General features: G+C 30.1%; 12 protein-coding genes. 7 read left to right on the forward strand and 5 right to left on the reverse strand.

Annotation, left to right across the window (positions count from 1 at the left end):
- Positions 1 to 6 precede the first annotated feature (6 nt).
- The gene (locus tag WG951_RS01060; protein WP_105048366.1) at positions 7 to 1,440 is read left to right on the forward strand and encodes a sulfatase; all 1,434 of its coding nucleotides are present in this window, start codon (positions 7 to 9) and stop codon (positions 1,438 to 1,440) included.
- A gap of 80 nt (positions 1,441 to 1,520) precedes the next feature.
- Here WG951_RS01060 and WG951_RS01065 read toward each other — a convergent pair whose 3' ends face one another.
- Together WG951_RS01065 and WG951_RS01070 are read right to left on the reverse strand one after the other, a co-directional pair.
- Positions 1,521 to 2,564, reverse strand: coding sequence for a GntR family transcriptional regulator (locus WG951_RS01065; RefSeq protein ID WP_105049356.1), 1,044 nt, complete (start codon positions 2,562 to 2,564; stop codon positions 1,521 to 1,523).
- Between the two features lie 94 nt (positions 2,565 to 2,658).
- A complete protein-coding gene (locus tag WG951_RS01070) occupies positions 2,659 to 3,705 on the reverse strand; it encodes a GntR family transcriptional regulator (protein WP_170062880.1) in 1,047 nt (348 codons plus the stop codon).
- A 402-nt stretch (positions 3,706 to 4,107) separates the two neighbouring features.
- Here WG951_RS01070 and WG951_RS01075 point away from each other — a divergent pair, with 402 nt between their 5' ends.
- The 5 genes from WG951_RS01075 to aldA all read left to right on the forward strand — a co-directional run bounded on the left by WG951_RS01075 (position 4,108) and on the right by aldA (position 11,770).
- A complete protein-coding gene (locus WG951_RS01075) occupies positions 4,108 to 6,213 on the forward strand; it encodes a bifunctional aldolase/short-chain dehydrogenase (protein WP_105048367.1) in 2,106 nt (701 codons plus the stop codon).
- An 81-nt stretch (positions 6,214 to 6,294) separates the two neighbouring features.
- Positions 6,295 to 7,575 carry a sugar isomerase gene (locus WG951_RS01080; protein WP_105048368.1) on the forward strand — a complete coding sequence of 427 codons (1,281 nt, stop codon included), beginning with the start codon at positions 6,295 to 6,297 and terminating at the stop codon, positions 7,573 to 7,575.
- 9 nt (positions 7,576 to 7,584) lie between these two features.
- A complete protein-coding gene (locus tag WG951_RS01085) occupies positions 7,585 to 8,961 on the forward strand; it encodes an FGGY-family carbohydrate kinase (RefSeq protein ID WP_105048369.1) in 1,377 nt (458 codons plus the stop codon).
- A 37-nt stretch (positions 8,962 to 8,998) separates the two neighbouring features.
- Positions 8,999 to 10,288, forward strand: coding sequence for a class II aldolase/adducin family protein (locus WG951_RS01090; RefSeq protein WP_105048370.1), 1,290 nt, complete (start codon positions 8,999 to 9,001; stop codon positions 10,286 to 10,288).
- A gap of 42 nt (positions 10,289 to 10,330) precedes the next feature.
- Positions 10,331 to 11,770 carry an aldehyde dehydrogenase gene (aldA, locus tag WG951_RS01095; RefSeq protein ID WP_105048371.1) on the forward strand — a complete coding sequence of 480 codons (1,440 nt, stop codon included), beginning with the start codon at positions 10,331 to 10,333 and terminating at the stop codon, positions 11,768 to 11,770.
- A gap of 77 nt (positions 11,771 to 11,847) precedes the next feature.
- Here the strand turns inward: aldA and WG951_RS01100 are convergent, their stop codons facing one another.
- Genes WG951_RS01100 through WG951_RS01110 form a run of 3 tightly spaced genes read right to left on the reverse strand, consistent with a single transcriptional unit; the run spans position 11,848 to position 14,535 of the window.
- Positions 11,848 to 12,453 (reverse strand): LUD domain-containing protein, encoded by a 606-nt coding sequence (locus WG951_RS01100; RefSeq protein WP_105048372.1) that lies wholly within the window; start codon positions 12,451 to 12,453, stop codon positions 11,848 to 11,850.
- Positions 12,419 to 13,786 (reverse strand): LutB/LldF family L-lactate oxidation iron-sulfur protein, encoded by a 1,368-nt coding sequence (locus tag WG951_RS01105; RefSeq protein WP_105048373.1) that lies wholly within the window; start codon positions 13,784 to 13,786, stop codon positions 12,419 to 12,421. The genes WG951_RS01100 and WG951_RS01105 overlap by 35 nt, the downstream gene beginning before the upstream one ends.
- Positions 13,787 to 13,788: 2 nt before the next feature.
- A complete protein-coding gene (locus WG951_RS01110; RefSeq protein ID WP_105048374.1) occupies positions 13,789 to 14,535 on the reverse strand; it encodes a (Fe-S)-binding protein in 747 nt (248 codons plus the stop codon).
- A 307-nt stretch (positions 14,536 to 14,842) separates the two neighbouring features.
- On the opposite strand from WG951_RS01110, the gene WG951_RS01115 reads away from it, so the two are divergent.
- The gene (locus tag WG951_RS01115) at positions 14,843 to 16,264 is read left to right on the forward strand and encodes a purine-cytosine permease family protein (protein WP_105048375.1); all 1,422 of its coding nucleotides are present in this window, start codon (positions 14,843 to 14,845) and stop codon (positions 16,262 to 16,264) included.
- Positions 16,265 to 16,345: the final 81 nt, after the last annotated feature.

Raw genomic sequence — 16,345 nt, forward strand, 5'->3', positions numbered from 1 at the left:
ATTATAATGAATAAATTTTTTACATATATATATTGTTTATCCATTCTTTTAACGGGGTGTAAGAGCAATGAAAAAAAAGAAAGTATAGTAAAACAAAACCATCAACCAAAAAACATTCTTTTTATAGCTGTTGATGATTTACGGCCAGAACTTAATTTCTATGGCGCAAATCATATTAAATCTCCAAACCTCGATAAATTAGCAAGCGAGAGTTTGGTGTTTAATCGATCGTATTGTAATATTCCAGTTTGTGGAGCATCAAGAGCGAGTTTGTTAACAGGTCTGCGACCAACAAGATATCGTTTTATAGATTATGCTACAACGGCAGATAAAGATGCACCTAACGTAATTTCATTACCTAAACTTTTAAAGCAGAATGGATACATAACTCGTTCTAATGGTAAAATATATCATGAGAATAATGATGATAGTTTAGCGTGGAATAATATTTGGTTTCCAGAAGGTAATATTCGTAATTATCAATTAGAAGATAATATTAAAAATAATGGAAACGCTAATTTAGCAGTAGCAGGAGCAGCAGCTTTTGAAATGGCAGAAGTGAGCGATACAGCTTATTTTGATGGTAAAATTGCTCAAAAAGGTATTGCAGATTTAAAAATGCTAAAAAATAGAAGTAAACCTTTTTTTTTAGCTTTAGGATTTATGAAACCACATTTACCTTTTAATGCCCCAAAAAAATATTGGGATTTATATGATAGATCAAGTATTGAATTACCTGCAAGTTATATACAGCCACAATCTACACCTAAAGAAGCGTTTCATAAATTTGGAGAGCTACGTAATTATGGAAATATTCCCTTAAAAGGAGATATTCCTGATGATTTAGCTAAAGAACTAATTCACGGTTATTATGCTTGTGTAAGTTATGTAGATGCTCAAATTGGTTTAGTTTTAGATGAACTTAAAAGGTTAGAGTTAGAAGATGATACTATTGTAATTTTATGGGGAGATCATGGGTGGAATTTAGGCGATCATAAATTATGGTGTAAACACGTTACGTTTGAAACAGCTTTAAGAACTCCATTAATTATTAAAGTACCAGGAATAACTAAAGGAGAAACTACAGATGCTATTACCGAGTATATAGATATTTATCCAAGTTTAACAGAACTTGTTGCTATTGAAACCCCAAATACAATTGAAGGTAAAAGTTTTGTACCCATTTTAAACGGCGAATTTCCAGAGAAAGATTGGGCAGTATCTAAATTTAAAGATGCCGTAACCTTAATTAAAGGCGATTTATTTTATACAGAATGGACAAAAGATGATGGTGTTGCTTACGCTAGAATGCTTTTTGATCATAAAATAGACCCATTAGAACTGGATAATTTGGCAGAAAAACCAGCATATGAAAAACAAGTTAAGTTATTGTCTTTGGAGTTACGAGAAAAATGGGGTAAAGATTTTTTAAAAAAGTGAAATAATAAGTAAATAATTTTAAATTATATTTTCAAGATACTAAGTTTAATTTTAAGCAAACATTTTATGTTTGCTTAAAATTAAAGAGATTCTCTTTCAATAAAATTAAAAGGAACTTTTACTTTTCCTCTTTTTTTATGTAAAATCATATCTGCTGCAGTTTCTGCCATAATTTTAAAATCTGTAGACATTACAGTAATACCTAGTAATTCTTTTAAAGGAGTGTCATTATAAGAAATAATACCTATTTCATGACCTAGTATGTATTCATCTTCTCTTACTTGTTTTACTAGATTTACTAAATCAGATTCTTCAATAGTAATAAATAAATCACCTGTTTTTAAGATCATATCATCATAAATTTCATTTAAAACTTCAAAATCTAATTTATGTTCTACACAGAATTTTCTAAATCCGTGTAAAATTCTGCGAGGATATGGGTAAATTGCTTTATCAGGATAAATAAGCATAATTTTTTTATACTTTTTTATTTTAGATAAACCTTCATTGAGTGCAGAATAGATATCATTTTCAAAATCTTGAAAAACTTCTATACAGTTTTCAATGTCAAGATTTTTTTTAATATTGTCTAAAAGCACTAATTTTTCTTTGGGTATTTTATTTATTGCTTTAACTACATTTTCGGTAAAGCTTATGTGAGTAGAATCATCTGTTTTAAAATGTGGCATAATAACGTAATAGTCGTATGCAGATTTATTTTTATCTAATAAATTTAAAAATAGAGTTTCATCACAATGATATATATGCAAATCTGTATGAGAATTGGCACCTATGGCGTTTATAAAATGGTTATAAGTTCTCATTTTATAAGAACTTAATTTATTCACTAAAAATAAAATATTAACTTTAGATATTAGTTTTGTTCTAGAAATATAATATCCTTTACCTCTAATTGATGTAATAATATTTCTTTCTTTTAATATGCTATAAGCTTTTTCTACGGTATCTCTAGAAAGGTAAAATTCCTCACTAAACATATTTATGGAAGGAATTTTTTTATCCATAGTTAAATTTCCAATAGAAATATTATGAATTATTGAATCAATGATTTGTTGGTATTTTGGTACCCTCGAATCTTTGTCAATTTTTATATATTTAATCATATCCATACTAAAGAAAATTTAATAAATTAAAAATATAACTTTTTCTTAAGAAAAGATAAGTAAAGATCTTTTTTAACAAAAAAAATGAAGTATTCTATAAAGAATTACGATTTATAAATTTAAAAGGGACTTTTACTTTTCCTTTTTCTTTATTTAAAATCATTTGAGAGGTTATTTCTCCCATTTTTTTAAAGTTTGTAGAAATAACAGTAATTCCCAAAAGAGCTTTTAGCGGAGTGTCATTATAAGAAATAACGCCCATGTCATTACCTAATGTAAATTCTTTTTCTCTTATTTGATCTATTAAATGAACCAAGTCATCTTCTTCTATGGTAATAAATAAATCACCTTTTATAAGTACCATATCATTATAAACTTTGTCGAGTACATCAAATTCAAAGTTATGTTCTATACAAAACTTTTTAAAACCATGTTTAATCCTTTTTGGATAAGGATATATAGTTTTTTGTGGGTAAATAAGAATTAGTTTTTTATATTTTGAAATTTTTTCGAGGCCTTCATTTAAAGCATTGTAGATGTCATTTTCATAATCTTCATAAACCGTTATAATATTATCATCCATAGGAACTTTCCCATTATCCATTATAATAAGTTTATTTTTAGGAATTTTACTAATCGCTTCAGAAACAGCTACTGTAGTACTTGCGTGCTGGTTGTCTTTGGTTTTAAAGTGTGGCATAATAACATAATAATCAAATGCTTTTTTATGCTTACTTAATAAATTTAAAAATAAAGATTCATCACAATGATAAATATGTAGATCTACAAATGAGTTTGGCCCCATACTATTTAAGAAGGAATAATATGTTTCCATCTTGTACCAGCTTAATTTATTAATGAGGAATAAAATATTAACTTTAGATATTAACTTAGTTCTTGTTACATAAAACCCCTTTCCTTTAATAGAAGTAATAATCTTTCTTTCTTTTAGAATGCTATATGCTTTTTCTACGGTATCTCTAGAAAGATAAAATTCTTCGCTAAATCGATTAATTGAGGTAATTTTTTGATCTATTTTTAAATTCCCTTTAGAGATGTTTTCAATAATTTGGTCAACTATTTGTTGATATTTTGGTATTCTTGAGTTTTCATCAATTTTAATATATTTATATATTTCCATGGGTATTAATTTATAAATATTTAACTTGTTGTTATGTGCTATAGAAAGTAAAAAATTACATTTTGGTTAAGTAATTATTGTAAATTTCAATATTTAACCCAAAATTAACTTTAAAGTACATTTAAAGAGTCCTGCACTATCCTGTACTATCCTGTTTTATTTTCTCAATCCAATGATATCAAGAAGTATAGCTCTTTTTTTTATTTGTAATGCTCTTAAATAAATAATTAGTATAAATTAATTAAGTAGAAAATTTAGGGAGTTTTATATTTATTTAATATAAAAAATTAAAATTATATAAATTTATAAGCCAAATCTATGCGGACACGGTACAGTACAGGATACAAAAGTTTGTTATGAGATATATTTTTGATGTAATATTTTTATAACCAAGAAACCAATATGGAAAATAAAACAAAAACTTTTAATTACGTAGATTATTTATGGGACGAAGAAAAGGCATTATCATTTGGTGATAACCAAGTTGATTTGTTTTTATATAGATCAAATATATTAGGAGCCGATTTAAGAATTACAAATTACGGAGGTGGTAACACTAGCTGTAGAACGATAGAAAAAGACCCACTAACCAATGAAGAGGTAGAGGTAATGTGGATAAAAGGTTCTGGTGGAGATATAGGAACTTTAAACAGAAGTGGTATTGCTGGGATTTATACAAATCGATTACGTGATTTAAAAAATGTTTACGGCGGTTTAGAAGATGAAGATAGAATGGTGGGGTTATTTAATCACTGTATTTTCGATTTAGATAGTAAAGCACCTTCTATAGATACACCTTTACATGGTTTATTACCATTTGCACATATAGATCACTTGCATCCAGATGCTTTAATAGCAGTTGCTGCAGCAAAAGATAGTGAAAAAGTTACCAAAGAAATTTGGGGAGACACTATGGGATGGGTGCCTTGGCAACGTCCTGGGTTTGATTTAGGTCTTCAAATAGAAAAGTGTTTAGAAGATAATCCTGGTATTAGAGGAATTGTTTTAGGATCTCATGGTTTATTTACTTGGGGAGATACTTCTTACGAATGTTATATAAATAGTTTAGAAGTTATTGAAATGGCTTCTGAATTTATAGAGAAAAAAATAAAAGAAAAAGGAAGCGTTTTTGGTGGTCAGAAAATAGAAAGCTTACCAAAAGAAGAACGTTTAGAAAAAGCGGCTCAAATAATGCCTTTATTAAGAGGTTTATGTTCTTCAGAGAACAGAATGATTGGTCATTTTTCTGATACAGATGTTGTAATGGAATACATTAATAGTAATGATTTAGAAAGATTAGCTCCTATGGGAACATCTTGTCCAGATCACTTCTTGCGTACAAAAATTCAACCTTTAGTTTTAACGTTAGATAAAAACGAAGATTTATCTGATGCAGATGCAATTCTTAAAAAGTTAGAACCTGCATTTGCAGCTTACAGACAAGAATATTTAGACTATTACAATACATGTAAAAAAGAAAATAGCCCTGCAGTAAGAGATGCAAACCCAGTAATTATTATTTACCCAGGAGTAGGGATGTTTAGTTTTGCAAAAAATAAGCAAACAACTCGTGTAGCAAACGAATTTTATATCAATGCAATTAATGTAATGCGTGGTGCAGAAGCAATTACTTCTTACACGTCATTACCAAGACAAGAAGCTTTTGATATTGAATATTGGTTATTAGAAGAGGCAAAATTACAACGTATGCCAAAAGAACAACCTTTATCACGTAAAGTAGCATTAGTTACAGGAGCCGGTGGAGGAATTGGTAAAGCAATTGCAGATAAATTAGCAGCCGAAGGAGCAAATGTTGTTTTAACGGATATTAATGAAGAAAGTTTAGTTAAAGCAAACGCAACTTATAAAAGAGATGTTTCTACATATGCTATTTGTGATGTAACAAATACAGACTCTATTGCATCTGCTTACAAAAAAGCATGTATAGAATTTGGTGGAGTAGATATAATTGTACACAGTGCTGGTTTAGCAATTTCTAAAGCATTAGAAGATACTACTGATAAAGATTGGAATATTTTACAAAGTATTTTAGTAAAAGGTCAGTTTGATTTAGCAAAACAAGCTACTGCAATTATGCGAAAACAAGGTCTTGGAGGAGATTATATTGCCATAGCAAGTAAAAATGGTTTGGTAGCAGGACCAAATAATGTAGCTTACGGAACAGCAAAAGCAGCACAACAGCACATGGTACGTTTATTAGCTGCAGAGTTAGGAAAAGATAAAATTAGAGTAAACACAGTAAATCCTGATGGAGTTATTGTAGGTAGTAAAATTTGGGAAGGTGCTTGGGCAGAAGGTAGAGCAAAAGCAAATGGAATTACCGTAGAAGAATTGCCAGCATTTTATGCAAAAAGAAATCTATTAAATGAAATTATTACCCCAGATGATATTGCAAACGGAGTATTTTCTTTAGTAGGAATTCTAGATAAATCTACAGGAAACATTATAAATGTTGATGGTGGTATGGCAAATGCCTTTGTTAGATAGTAAAAAAAAAGTAATTTATAAATAAAAAAAAGCTTTTATAAATTCAATGTTTATAAAAGTTTTTTTTGTAAGAATTAAAACATGAAAGTAAGTAAAGAGCAAATCTTTGAGTACAACAAAAAAGGGTTAGAAAATCATACAGAAAAATTAGATTTTCTTGCAGGACAGTTAACAAAAAAAGGACATGATGTAGCAAGCATCGTTTCTAAATTATCAGAATTTCAAGTAGCAATTCCTAGTTGGGCATTAGGTGCTGGAGGAACACGTTTTGGTAGGTTTTCTCATTTTGGAGAACCATCTACATTAGAACAAAAAATAGATGATGTAGGGGTTTTACATAGCTTAACACAAACTGCAGGAGCTGTTTCTTTACATATTCCTTGGGATGTGCCTTCTGACTATGCAGCAATTAAAGAAAAAGCAGATAGCTTAAATATTAAATTTGATGCTATAAACTCTAATACTTTTCAAGATCAAAAAGACGCAAAAGAAAGCTATAAATTTGGCTCATTAAGTAACACAAGTCAGGCTATTAGAGAGCAAGCAATTCAGCATAATTTAGATGTTATAAAAATAGGAGACAAATTAGGTTCTAAAAGCTTAACAGTTTGGTTGGCAGATGGTTCTTGTTTTCCTGGACAAAACAACTTTCAAACGGCATTTCAAAATACACAAAACAGTTTAATCGATATTTACAAAGGTTTACCAGATGATTGGAAATTATTAATAGAATACAAGCCTTTCGAACCAAATTTCTATAGCACAGTTATACAAGATTGGGGAGCTTCTTTAATGTTAGCTAATGGTTGTGGAGACAAAGCATTTACGTTAGTAGATTTAGGACACCATTTACCAAATAGTAATATAGAACAAATTGTTTCTATTTTACAGTTAAAAGGAAAATTAGGTGGTTTCCATTTTAATGATAGTAAATACGGAGATGATGATTTAACCGTTGGTAGTATTAAACCTTATGCATTATTCTTAATCTTTAATGAATTGGTTTATGGTATGGAAAACAATCCTCAAAACCCAGATTTAGCGTGGATGATTGATGCAAGTCATAATATTAAAGATCCATTAGAAGATTTAATTCAATCTTTAGAAGCAATTCAAGAAGCATATGCAAAAGCACTTTTAGTAGATCAAAATTTATTAAGAGCAGCACAAGAAGCAAATGATGTTGTTAAATGTCAAGAAATTCTTCAAGGAGCATACAGAACAGATGTACGTCCATTAATAGAAAAAGCACGTTTAAACACAGGTGGAGTTATTAGTCCTATTAATGCTTATAGAAGTTTTAATGTAAGAGAAGAGCTTATTAAAGAAAGAGGTAGAAATACAGTTGCTACTGGTCTATAATATTTAATTATGAAACAAAAAGTAACCGCTGTTTTTGATATAGGAAAAACGAATAAAAAGTTTTTCCTATTTGACAAAGACTTTAAAGAAGTTCATAAAGAATATATTTCTTTTGATGAAATTCTTGATGAAGATGGGCATCCTACAGAAAATTTACCTGCATTACAAAAATGGTTAAAAGATGTTTTTGATAGAATTTTAAAGGCAAAAGAATTTAGTGTTAAAGCAATTAATTTTTCTACTTATGGAGCCAGTTTTGTTCATATTGATGAAGATGGTAAAGCATTAACTCCTTTGTATAATTATACAAAAGAAATTGATGAAAAAGTAGTTGATGATTTTTATAAAAAATATGGTCCAGAATTAGAGCTAACAAGAACAAGTGGCGCACCAAAATCTGGCTTATTAAACTCTGGGATGCAATTGTATTGGTTAAAACATACAAAACCAGAAATTTTTAAAAAAATTAAATATTCTCTTCATTTACCACAATACTTAAGTTTTATTTTTACGGGTATTCCGTTAAGTGAATATACAAGTATAGGTTGCCATACTTCTTTATGGAATTATGAAACTAAAGATTATCAAGATTGGGTATATAAAGAAGGAATTAATAAAATACTACCGCCACTTGTTTCTACAGAAACAAGCGTAAACATCAATTACAATGGTAAAAGAATTAAAATTGGTGTTGGTATACATGATAGTTCATCGGCACTTTTGCCTTATGTTAGAAGCGTAAAAAAACCTTTTGTATTAGTATCTACAGGAACTTGGAGCATTGCTTTAAACCCTTTTACAGATACTCCTTTAACAGAAAGTGATGTAACGTTGGGTTGTATAAATTACATGAGAATAAATGGAAAACCAGTAAAATCTTCTCGTTTATTTTTAGGTAATGAATATAAAATTCAGGTAGCAAAATTAACAGAACAATATAAGGTAGATAAAGACTATCATAAAACTGTAGATTTTGATCTTGATGTATATTCAGAAATCATGCAAAATTTTCAGTATGCATTTAAATGGGAATCTTTTTCTGATAAAAATATGCCTGAAAAAACATCTTATTCTTATCCTAATTTTGAGCAAGCCTATCATCATTTAATGATAGAGTTAGTGCAATTGCAAGTACAAAGTATAAATAGAATTGCAGATACACACAAAATAGATAGACTTTATATTGATGGTGGTTTTACAGATAATGATTTATATATAAAATTACTATCACATTATTTAAGAGGTATGAAATTAAGAACCACTAAAGCGTCTTTAGGATCTGCTTTGGGTGCAGCAATTTCAATATCAGATACCAAATTAAATTCTAAGTTTTTAAGAGAAAATTACGCATTAAAAAAACATGTGCCATTTATTATTAGTGGCTAAGTTTATTAAAATATTAAACTAACAAAAAAGAAAAAAAATGTCTAAGAACATAAAATTAATTCACCCGAGAGATCAAATTACAGAAATAATAAGTAGAATTTATAAAAGAGGAATGACTACTACTTCTGGTGGTAATATTTCTATTATAGATGAACAAGGAGATATTTGGGTAACTCCATCTGCAGTAGACAAAGGATCTTTAAGATCTTCAGATATTATTTGTGTTAAAAAAGATGGTACTATTATAGGTAAACATAAGCCATCATCAGAATTTCCTTTTCATAAAGCAATTTACGAATCTAGACCAGATATTAAATCTGTAATTCATGCACATCCACCAGCATTAGTTTCTTTTAGTATTGTGCGTCAAATACCAAATACAAATATTATTTCTCAGGCAAGACATATTTGTGGACCAATTGGTTATGCAAAATATGAATTACCAGGAAGTGATGATTTAGGAAAAGTTATTGGAGAAGAGTTTAAAAAAGGCTTTAAAGCTATTATTATGGAAAATCACGGAACTGTTTTAGGTGGAAGTGATTTAACAGATGCTTATGAGCGTTTTGAAGCTTTAGAGTTTTGTGCAAGTACCATTTTATATGGTTCTCAAATAGGTACACCAAAGTATTTAACAGATGCACAAATAGATGAATTTGAAACGCAAGCAAAAGGTGTTTTACCAGAAATGGAAGAAACCGTATACACTTCTGAAGAAGTAGAAAAAAGACTTGAAATCTGTAATATTGTTAAACGTTCTTGTGAACAAGGTTTAATGATTAGTTCTTACGGTACCGTTTCTATGAGATGGAATGAAAATGACTTTTTAATTACCCCAACAGGTTTAAATAGATGGGATATTGATGTAGATGATATTGTACAAATTAAAGGAGGAAAAAGAGAAGCAGGTAAAGTACCAAGTAGAGCTTCTTGGATTCATCAAGAAATTTACAATCGTAATCCAGATGTAAACTCTATTATTATGACGCAATCTCCATATTTAATGGCTTTTGGTGTAACAGGAGAGTATTTAAATGTAAGAACTATACCCGAAAGTTGGATCTTTTTACAAGATATAAATACGGTAAAATATGGTAATCATTTTAGAAAGAATAACAACTCTGAAATGGTAGACAATTGTGCTACAGCATTAATAATTGAAAATGATTCTGTAATTATTACAGGAGATAAATTACTACAAACATTCGATTATTTAGAAGTAGCAGAATTTAGCGCAAAATCAATAGTTTTAGGAAACTCTCTAGGGAAAATGGTTCCAATTAATGATGATCAAGTAGAAGAATTAAGAAAGAAGTTTTTAGGATAATAACTTTTTTTAGTAAAATAGAATTAACAATAACAAAATTACATGAAACATTATAAGCAATATATCAACGGTCAGTTTGTAGACTCTAAAGCAACCTCAGTAATAGAAATACTAAATCCTTGTACAGAAGAAGTTATTAGTACTATTTCTTCTGGTACAGTAGAGGATGCAAATAATGCGTTAGAAGCTGCTCAAATAGCACAACCTGCTTGGGAAGCTCTACCTGCAATACAGCGTGCTCAGTTTTTACATAAAATGGCAGATGTTATTAGAGAAAACCGTGTTTTTTTAGCAGAAACACTATCTAAAGAACAAGCAAAAGTAATTGGTTTAGCGCAAGTAGAAATTGATGTAACTGCAGATTATTTTGATTACAACGCAGGTTGGGCTCGTAGAATTGAGGGAGAAATTATTCAAAGTGATCGTGCAAAAGAACATATTTATTTACACAAAGTTCCAATTGGGGTTGCTGTAGGTATTTGTCCTTGGAATTTTCCGTTTTTTGTAATGGCTCGTAAAGTGGCAGCTTCTTTAATAACAGGTAATACCTGTGTTATTAAACCAAGTTCTGAAGCACCAAATACAATTATGGAGTTTGCAGATTTTATTCAAAAAATAAATTTGCCTAATGGTGTTTTAAATTTTGTTTGTGGAGCAGGAAGAACTGTAGGTAACGCGTTATCTAAAAGTCCTATTACAGGAATTATTAGTTTAACCGGAAGTGTAGGAGCTGGTCAGAAAATTATGACTGCAGCAGCAGAAAACATTACTAAAGTTTCTTTAGAATTAGGAGGTAAAGCACCTGCAATTGTTTGTGCAGATGCTAATATGGAACTTGCTTTAAATTCAATTGTATCTTCTAAAGTAATATTTAGTGGACAAGTTTGTAATTGTGCAGAAAGAGTTTATGTAGAAGACAGTATTTATGATGAGTTTGTAGAGAAATTAACTAAAAAAATGAGCGAAGTAGTTGTTGGAGATGCTTTAACAGGTACGGATGCTGATATGAGTAGTTTAGTTTCTAAATCTCAATTAGATAAGATTTCTGAAATGGTTGAGTTTGCCAAAAAAGAAGGGGCAGAGGTATTAACCGGTGGAAACAGACCTGATAAATTTGATAGAGGTTATTTTTATAACCCAACACTTTTAACAAATGTTACTCAACAAATGGAAATTATTCAAGAAGAGGTTTTTGGACCTGTTTTACCAGTAATGAAATTTGGTTCTTTAGATGAAGCAATTGCATTATCTAATGATTGTCAATATGGATTAACATCTTCTATATTTTCTGAAAACTATAACAATATTATGCAAGCTACTAATAATTTACATTTTGGTGAAACATATGTAAATAGAGAACATTTTGAAGCAATTCAAGGTTTTCATGCTGGATGGAAAAAATCTGGAGTAGGAGGAGCAGATGGTAAACATGGTATGGAAGAATATCTTCATACTCGTGTTGTATATGCAAAATACTACTAGTAGAATTTATACATACAAAACAAAAAACTCAACTATATTTAGTTGAGTTTTTTATTTTATAAAAATAAGATGTTTTTTTAAACTAAAAAGACGGTTAAACTCATGGCTCCATGAGCACCAACAACCAAACATTGCTCTATGTCTGCAGTTTTTGATGGACCAGAAATAAAAACCCCAAAGTTACGGTCTCTGTTACTGATTATGTCGTATGCTTCTAACATGTGTAAACAAATTTTTTCTTTATCAAGTATTATAACTAGGTCGTTAGTTATAAAAGGTAAAGCTCTAACAATGCTAGTATCTGCTGTAACCCAAATAGCACCATTTTCAGAAACACCTAATTCTCCTTCTACAATAGCAAGATCAATATCTTCTAAAGTATGAGGATCTGTATCTTTAGACACAGAAACAGTACCTAATGTAGTTTTAGAAGATGTAGAAACTATACGTTTTGCTTTTGCGTAGGATTCTTTTATTTCAGCATCAATAGTTTCTATATTAATTTCTTTTATTCTTCCACCAACTAAAACAATATTATCTTTAAATACTTCTTTTACATTTATATCTTCTGCAAAAATTTCTTTTTTAATTTCAGGAACTGTAAGTAGTTCTGGTTTGTTTTTCTTTATCGATTCTAAAATAGCTTCTCTACCCATCTTTATTTCTTTTTTTAAACCATTCATCAAAATTATCGTTCTTTACTTCTGGTAAATCCCTTGCTTTACCCCAAGCATTTAGTTTATTATAAATCATAAACTTTGGGAAGTTTTTTAAAGCAAATCTAGCAGATTTACCTGCAAAATCGTACAAGCCAGGTTTAGATAATACAACTCCAGCAGTTTTTAAAACAGCTTTCTTTATAACTGGTTGTTTTTCTTCTTTAACAATTACTTGTCTCCACTTATAAAGTTGTTCGTGAATATTAATTTTTACCGGACAAACGTTAGAACAAGAGCCACATAAGGTAGATGCAAATGGCAATGAACTGTGTTTTTTTAAATCCTTTCCAGGAGATAAAATAGAACCAATTGGTCCGGGTATGGTGTAATCATAACTATGCCCACCACTTCTTCTGTAAATAGGGCAGGTATTCATGCATGCACCACAACGTATACAATGTAAAGAAGCTCTAAAATCTTCTCTACTTAATTGTTCTGTTCTACCATTATCTACAATAATAATGTGCATTTCTTTTCCTTCTTCTGCTTTATTAAAATGAGAAGAATAGGTAGTAATTGGCTGTCCTGTAGCACTTCTTGCAAGTAATCTTAAGAAAACACCTAAGTGTTTTTCTTGCGGAATAATTTTTTCTATTCCCATACAAGCAATATGTGCTTTTGCTAAATGAACACCCATATCTGCGTTTCCTTCATTTGTACAAACAACAACCCCACCAGTATCTGCAACAGCAAAATTAACTCCCGTAATAGCAACATCTGCTTTTAAAAACTTATTTCTAAGATGTTTACGTGCTTCACTTACTAAATATTCTGGGTTTCCTTGACTTGGTTTTGTACCTAAATGTTCTTGAAACAATACATCTACTTCTTCTTTTGTTTTATGAATTGCAGGAAGCACAATATGACTTGGCGGTTCTTTTGCTAATTGTACAATACGTTCACCTAAATCGGTATCTATAACTTCAATGCCTTTTTTTTCCAAATAAGGATTTAAATGGCACTCTTCTGTAAGCATCGATTTACTTTTTACTACTTTTTTAGCATCATGTTTAACAAGAATACTGTTTACAATTTCATTATGTTCTTCTGCATTTGAAGCCCAATGAACATGTATACCATTTTTTTTAGCGTTCGATTCAAACTGAATTAAATATTCATCTAAATTAGATAAAACATTAGCTTTAATGCCAGAACCTAATTCTCTTAAATATTCCCAACCTTGTACTTTATGTGCAGAGTTATCTCTTTTTTCTCTAACATACCAAAGTGCCTTATCATGCCAGTTTACTTTCGCTTCATCTTTATTAAATATTTCTGCTTTTTCTGAGTGCTTCATACTTATAAACTACTATTTAATATTTCTGCAATATGCATAACCTTTAAAGGTTGTTTGTTTCTATTGATTAAGCCTTCTAGATGCATTAAACAAGAATGATCTGCTCCGGTTATTACTTCTACATCACTATCTAAATGATCTTGAATTCTGTCTTTTCCCATTTTTACAGATATTGCTTCTTCAAAAACAGAAAATGTTCCTCCAAAACCGCAACATTCATCTTTTCTGTTTAAAGACATTAATTCTAGTCCTTTAACATTGTTTAATAAATCTTCTTCTGTAGAAAAATGTGGTCCCATCACTTCAGAACATGAGCCTAGTTTTAAACCTCGTAAACCATGGCAACTTTTGTGTAGACCAACTTTGTGTGGAAAAGAAGCGCCTAAATCTGTGACACCAAGAATTTTTACAAGGAATTCACAAAGTTCATAAGCATTATTTCTTACTTTAATAACTTCAGGCGTTTGTTCTAAAATATCAAAGTGATGTTTTACATGATAAATACAACTTCCGGATGGCCCAACGATATAATCATATTCTTTAAAGTTTTCTACAAAAAGATTGCAGGCTCCTTTAGAATCTTCTTCATATCCAGAATTTCCCAGCGGTTGTCCGCAACAAGTTTGTCCTTGTGGATAATAAACATCTACATTTAATTTTTCTAATAACTCTAAAGTTGCAATAGCAACCTGAGGGTATAATTGGTTAATATAACAGGGTATAAATAAACCTACTTTTGTTTTTTTCATCTTTGTTTTGATTATTTTCTAATCAGAGATAAAATTATACTATTCTTATAGTTTAGCTGTCCTGTTGTAACCTGAAAAGAGGATGTTTTTCAATAATAAATTCTATATTTTTTTGTAAATTAGAATTTGAACTCTTTGTTATTGATATAATAAGGTTTTGTTTATAGAAAATTAAGTTATTTACGTTAACCAACATAGTACAGGATAGGATTTTAAAGGCTACAGTATATTTTCGTCAAAACAATAAAATAATTCGTAGAAGTATATAGCATACTTCTTCATCTTAAAAACAATTAGAACTATAAGTATGACACAATATCACCAAGAAGAAGACATTTTAACAGAAGAGGTTGGAGGGGAATTTGAAAGAACCCCTGTACCAAAATCTAAACTAAAAAATTGGAAAAGTTTTATAGGAATGTATGCCGGAGAACATGCTGCGGGTACAGAGTTTATGATTGGACCATTATTTTTAACGGCCGGTGTTAGTGCTTTCGATTTGATTGTTGGCTTGTTATTTGGAAATATTTTAGCGGTATTAAGTTGGAGGTATTTAACAGCAGAAATTGCAGTAAAAAATAGACTAACTTTATATTATCAACTAGAAAAAATTTGTGGAAAAAAATTAGTAACGGGATATAATTTAGCAAACGGAATTTTATTTTGTTTTTTAGCAGGATCTATGATAACTGTATCTGCAACAGCAGTTGGTATTCCTTTTGATATGCCCATGCCAAAGCTAGACGATACATTACCTAATGGAATGACATGGATTATTATAGTAATTATAATTGGTGCAGTTATTTCTATAATTGCAGCAAGAGGTTATGATACGGTTACAAAAGCAGCCAATTGGATGTCTCCTATTATAGTAATTGCATTTATAGCTTGTGGTGTTGTTGCTTTGAGTCAATTAGGAGTATCTAGTTTTTCTGATTTTTGGAATATTTGGGGAGAAGGAGCAGAACCATTTCCTGGGCAAACTAAATTTACATTTTGGCATGTAGTTATTTGGTCTTGGTTTGCAAATGGAGCAATGCATGTTGGTATGTCTGATTTATCTGTATTTAGATTTGCTAAAGAAGCTAAAGCTGGTTGGGCAACTGCGGCAGGTATGTATGTGGGGCATTATATGGCATGGATAGCTGCAGCCTTACTTTATGCAGTATATGTAAAATCTCCTGAAGCATTATCTTTTTTAAATAACGGACAAGCTCCTCCTGTAGCTCCTGGACCTATGGCTTATAATGCTATTGGAGTTTTAGGTATTATTGCTGTGGTATTGGCAGGTTGGACTACCGCAAACCCAACAATTTATAGAGCAGGATTAGCTTTTCAGGCAATATTGCCTAAGCTATCTACAGCTAAAGTAACAATCTTAGCAGGAGCTATTGCAACAATTGCAGGTTTATTCCCTGCATTTGCAATGAAATTATTAGGATTTGTTGCTTTATACGGGTTTATATTAGCGCCATTTGGTGCCATTATTGCTTTTGAGCATTTCTTCCATGAAAAATGGGGAATTACAAAAAATTATGCAGAAGTTGCAGGTTTACAAATAAACAAAGCAGTGCTTTTTGCATGGGCAATTAGTTTTGGGTTATTTTACTTTATTTCTATAAAATTTGATGTTTTCTTATCTTTTGTAACATTACCATCTTGGTTGTTATGTGGATTTTTATTTATGGTATTTAGTAAATATTATCAAAAAAAAACAAATAAAAAATAATATTGTATGAAAAAATTAGTACTTCCTTTTAAGTTAATATTCTTAATAGTAACACTTCCTTTTGAGTTAACTAAAGGCAAG

Origin of the sequence: Polaribacter butkevichii (assembly GCF_038024105.1) — a bacterium.
In the GTDB taxonomy this organism is placed as follows: Bacteria; Bacteroidota; Bacteroidia; order Flavobacteriales; family Flavobacteriaceae; genus Polaribacter; species Polaribacter butkevichii.

Bases quoted from the DNA above. Each gene is read 5' to 3' on its own strand.
- WG951_RS01100 (WP_105048372.1), bottom strand. From the start codon at position 12,453: ATGAATGGTTTAAAAAAAGAAATAAAGATGGGTAGAGAAGCTATTTTA.
- WG951_RS01110 (WP_105048374.1), bottom strand. From the start codon at position 14,535: ATGAAAAAAACAAAAGTAGGTTTATTTATACCCTGTTATATTAACCAA.
- WG951_RS01085 (WP_105048369.1), top strand. From the start codon at position 7,585: ATGAAACAAAAAGTAACCGCTGTTTTTGATATAGGAAAAACGAATAAA.
- WG951_RS01070 (WP_170062880.1), bottom strand. From the start codon at position 3,705: ATGGAAATATATAAATATATTAAAATTGATGAAAACTCAAGAATACCA.
- aldA (WP_105048371.1), top strand. From the start codon at position 10,331: ATGAAACATTATAAGCAATATATCAACGGTCAGTTTGTAGACTCTAAA.
- WG951_RS01065 (WP_105049356.1), bottom strand. From the start codon at position 2,564: ATGATTAAATATATAAAAATTGACAAAGATTCGAGGGTACCAAAATAC.
- WG951_RS01090 (WP_105048370.1), top strand. From the start codon at position 8,999: ATGTCTAAGAACATAAAATTAATTCACCCGAGAGATCAAATTACAGAA.
- WG951_RS01105 (WP_105048373.1), bottom strand. From the start codon at position 13,786: ATGAAGCACTCAGAAAAAGCAGAAATATTTAATAAAGATGAAGCGAAA.
- WG951_RS01060 (WP_105048366.1), top strand. From the start codon at position 7: ATGAATAAATTTTTTACATATATATATTGTTTATCCATTCTTTTAACG.
- WG951_RS01075 (WP_105048367.1), top strand. From the start codon at position 4,108: ATGGAAAATAAAACAAAAACTTTTAATTACGTAGATTATTTATGGGAC.
- WG951_RS01080 (WP_105048368.1), top strand. From the start codon at position 6,295: ATGAAAGTAAGTAAAGAGCAAATCTTTGAGTACAACAAAAAAGGGTTA.
- WG951_RS01115 (WP_105048375.1), top strand. From the start codon at position 14,843: ATGACACAATATCACCAAGAAGAAGACATTTTAACAGAAGAGGTTGGA.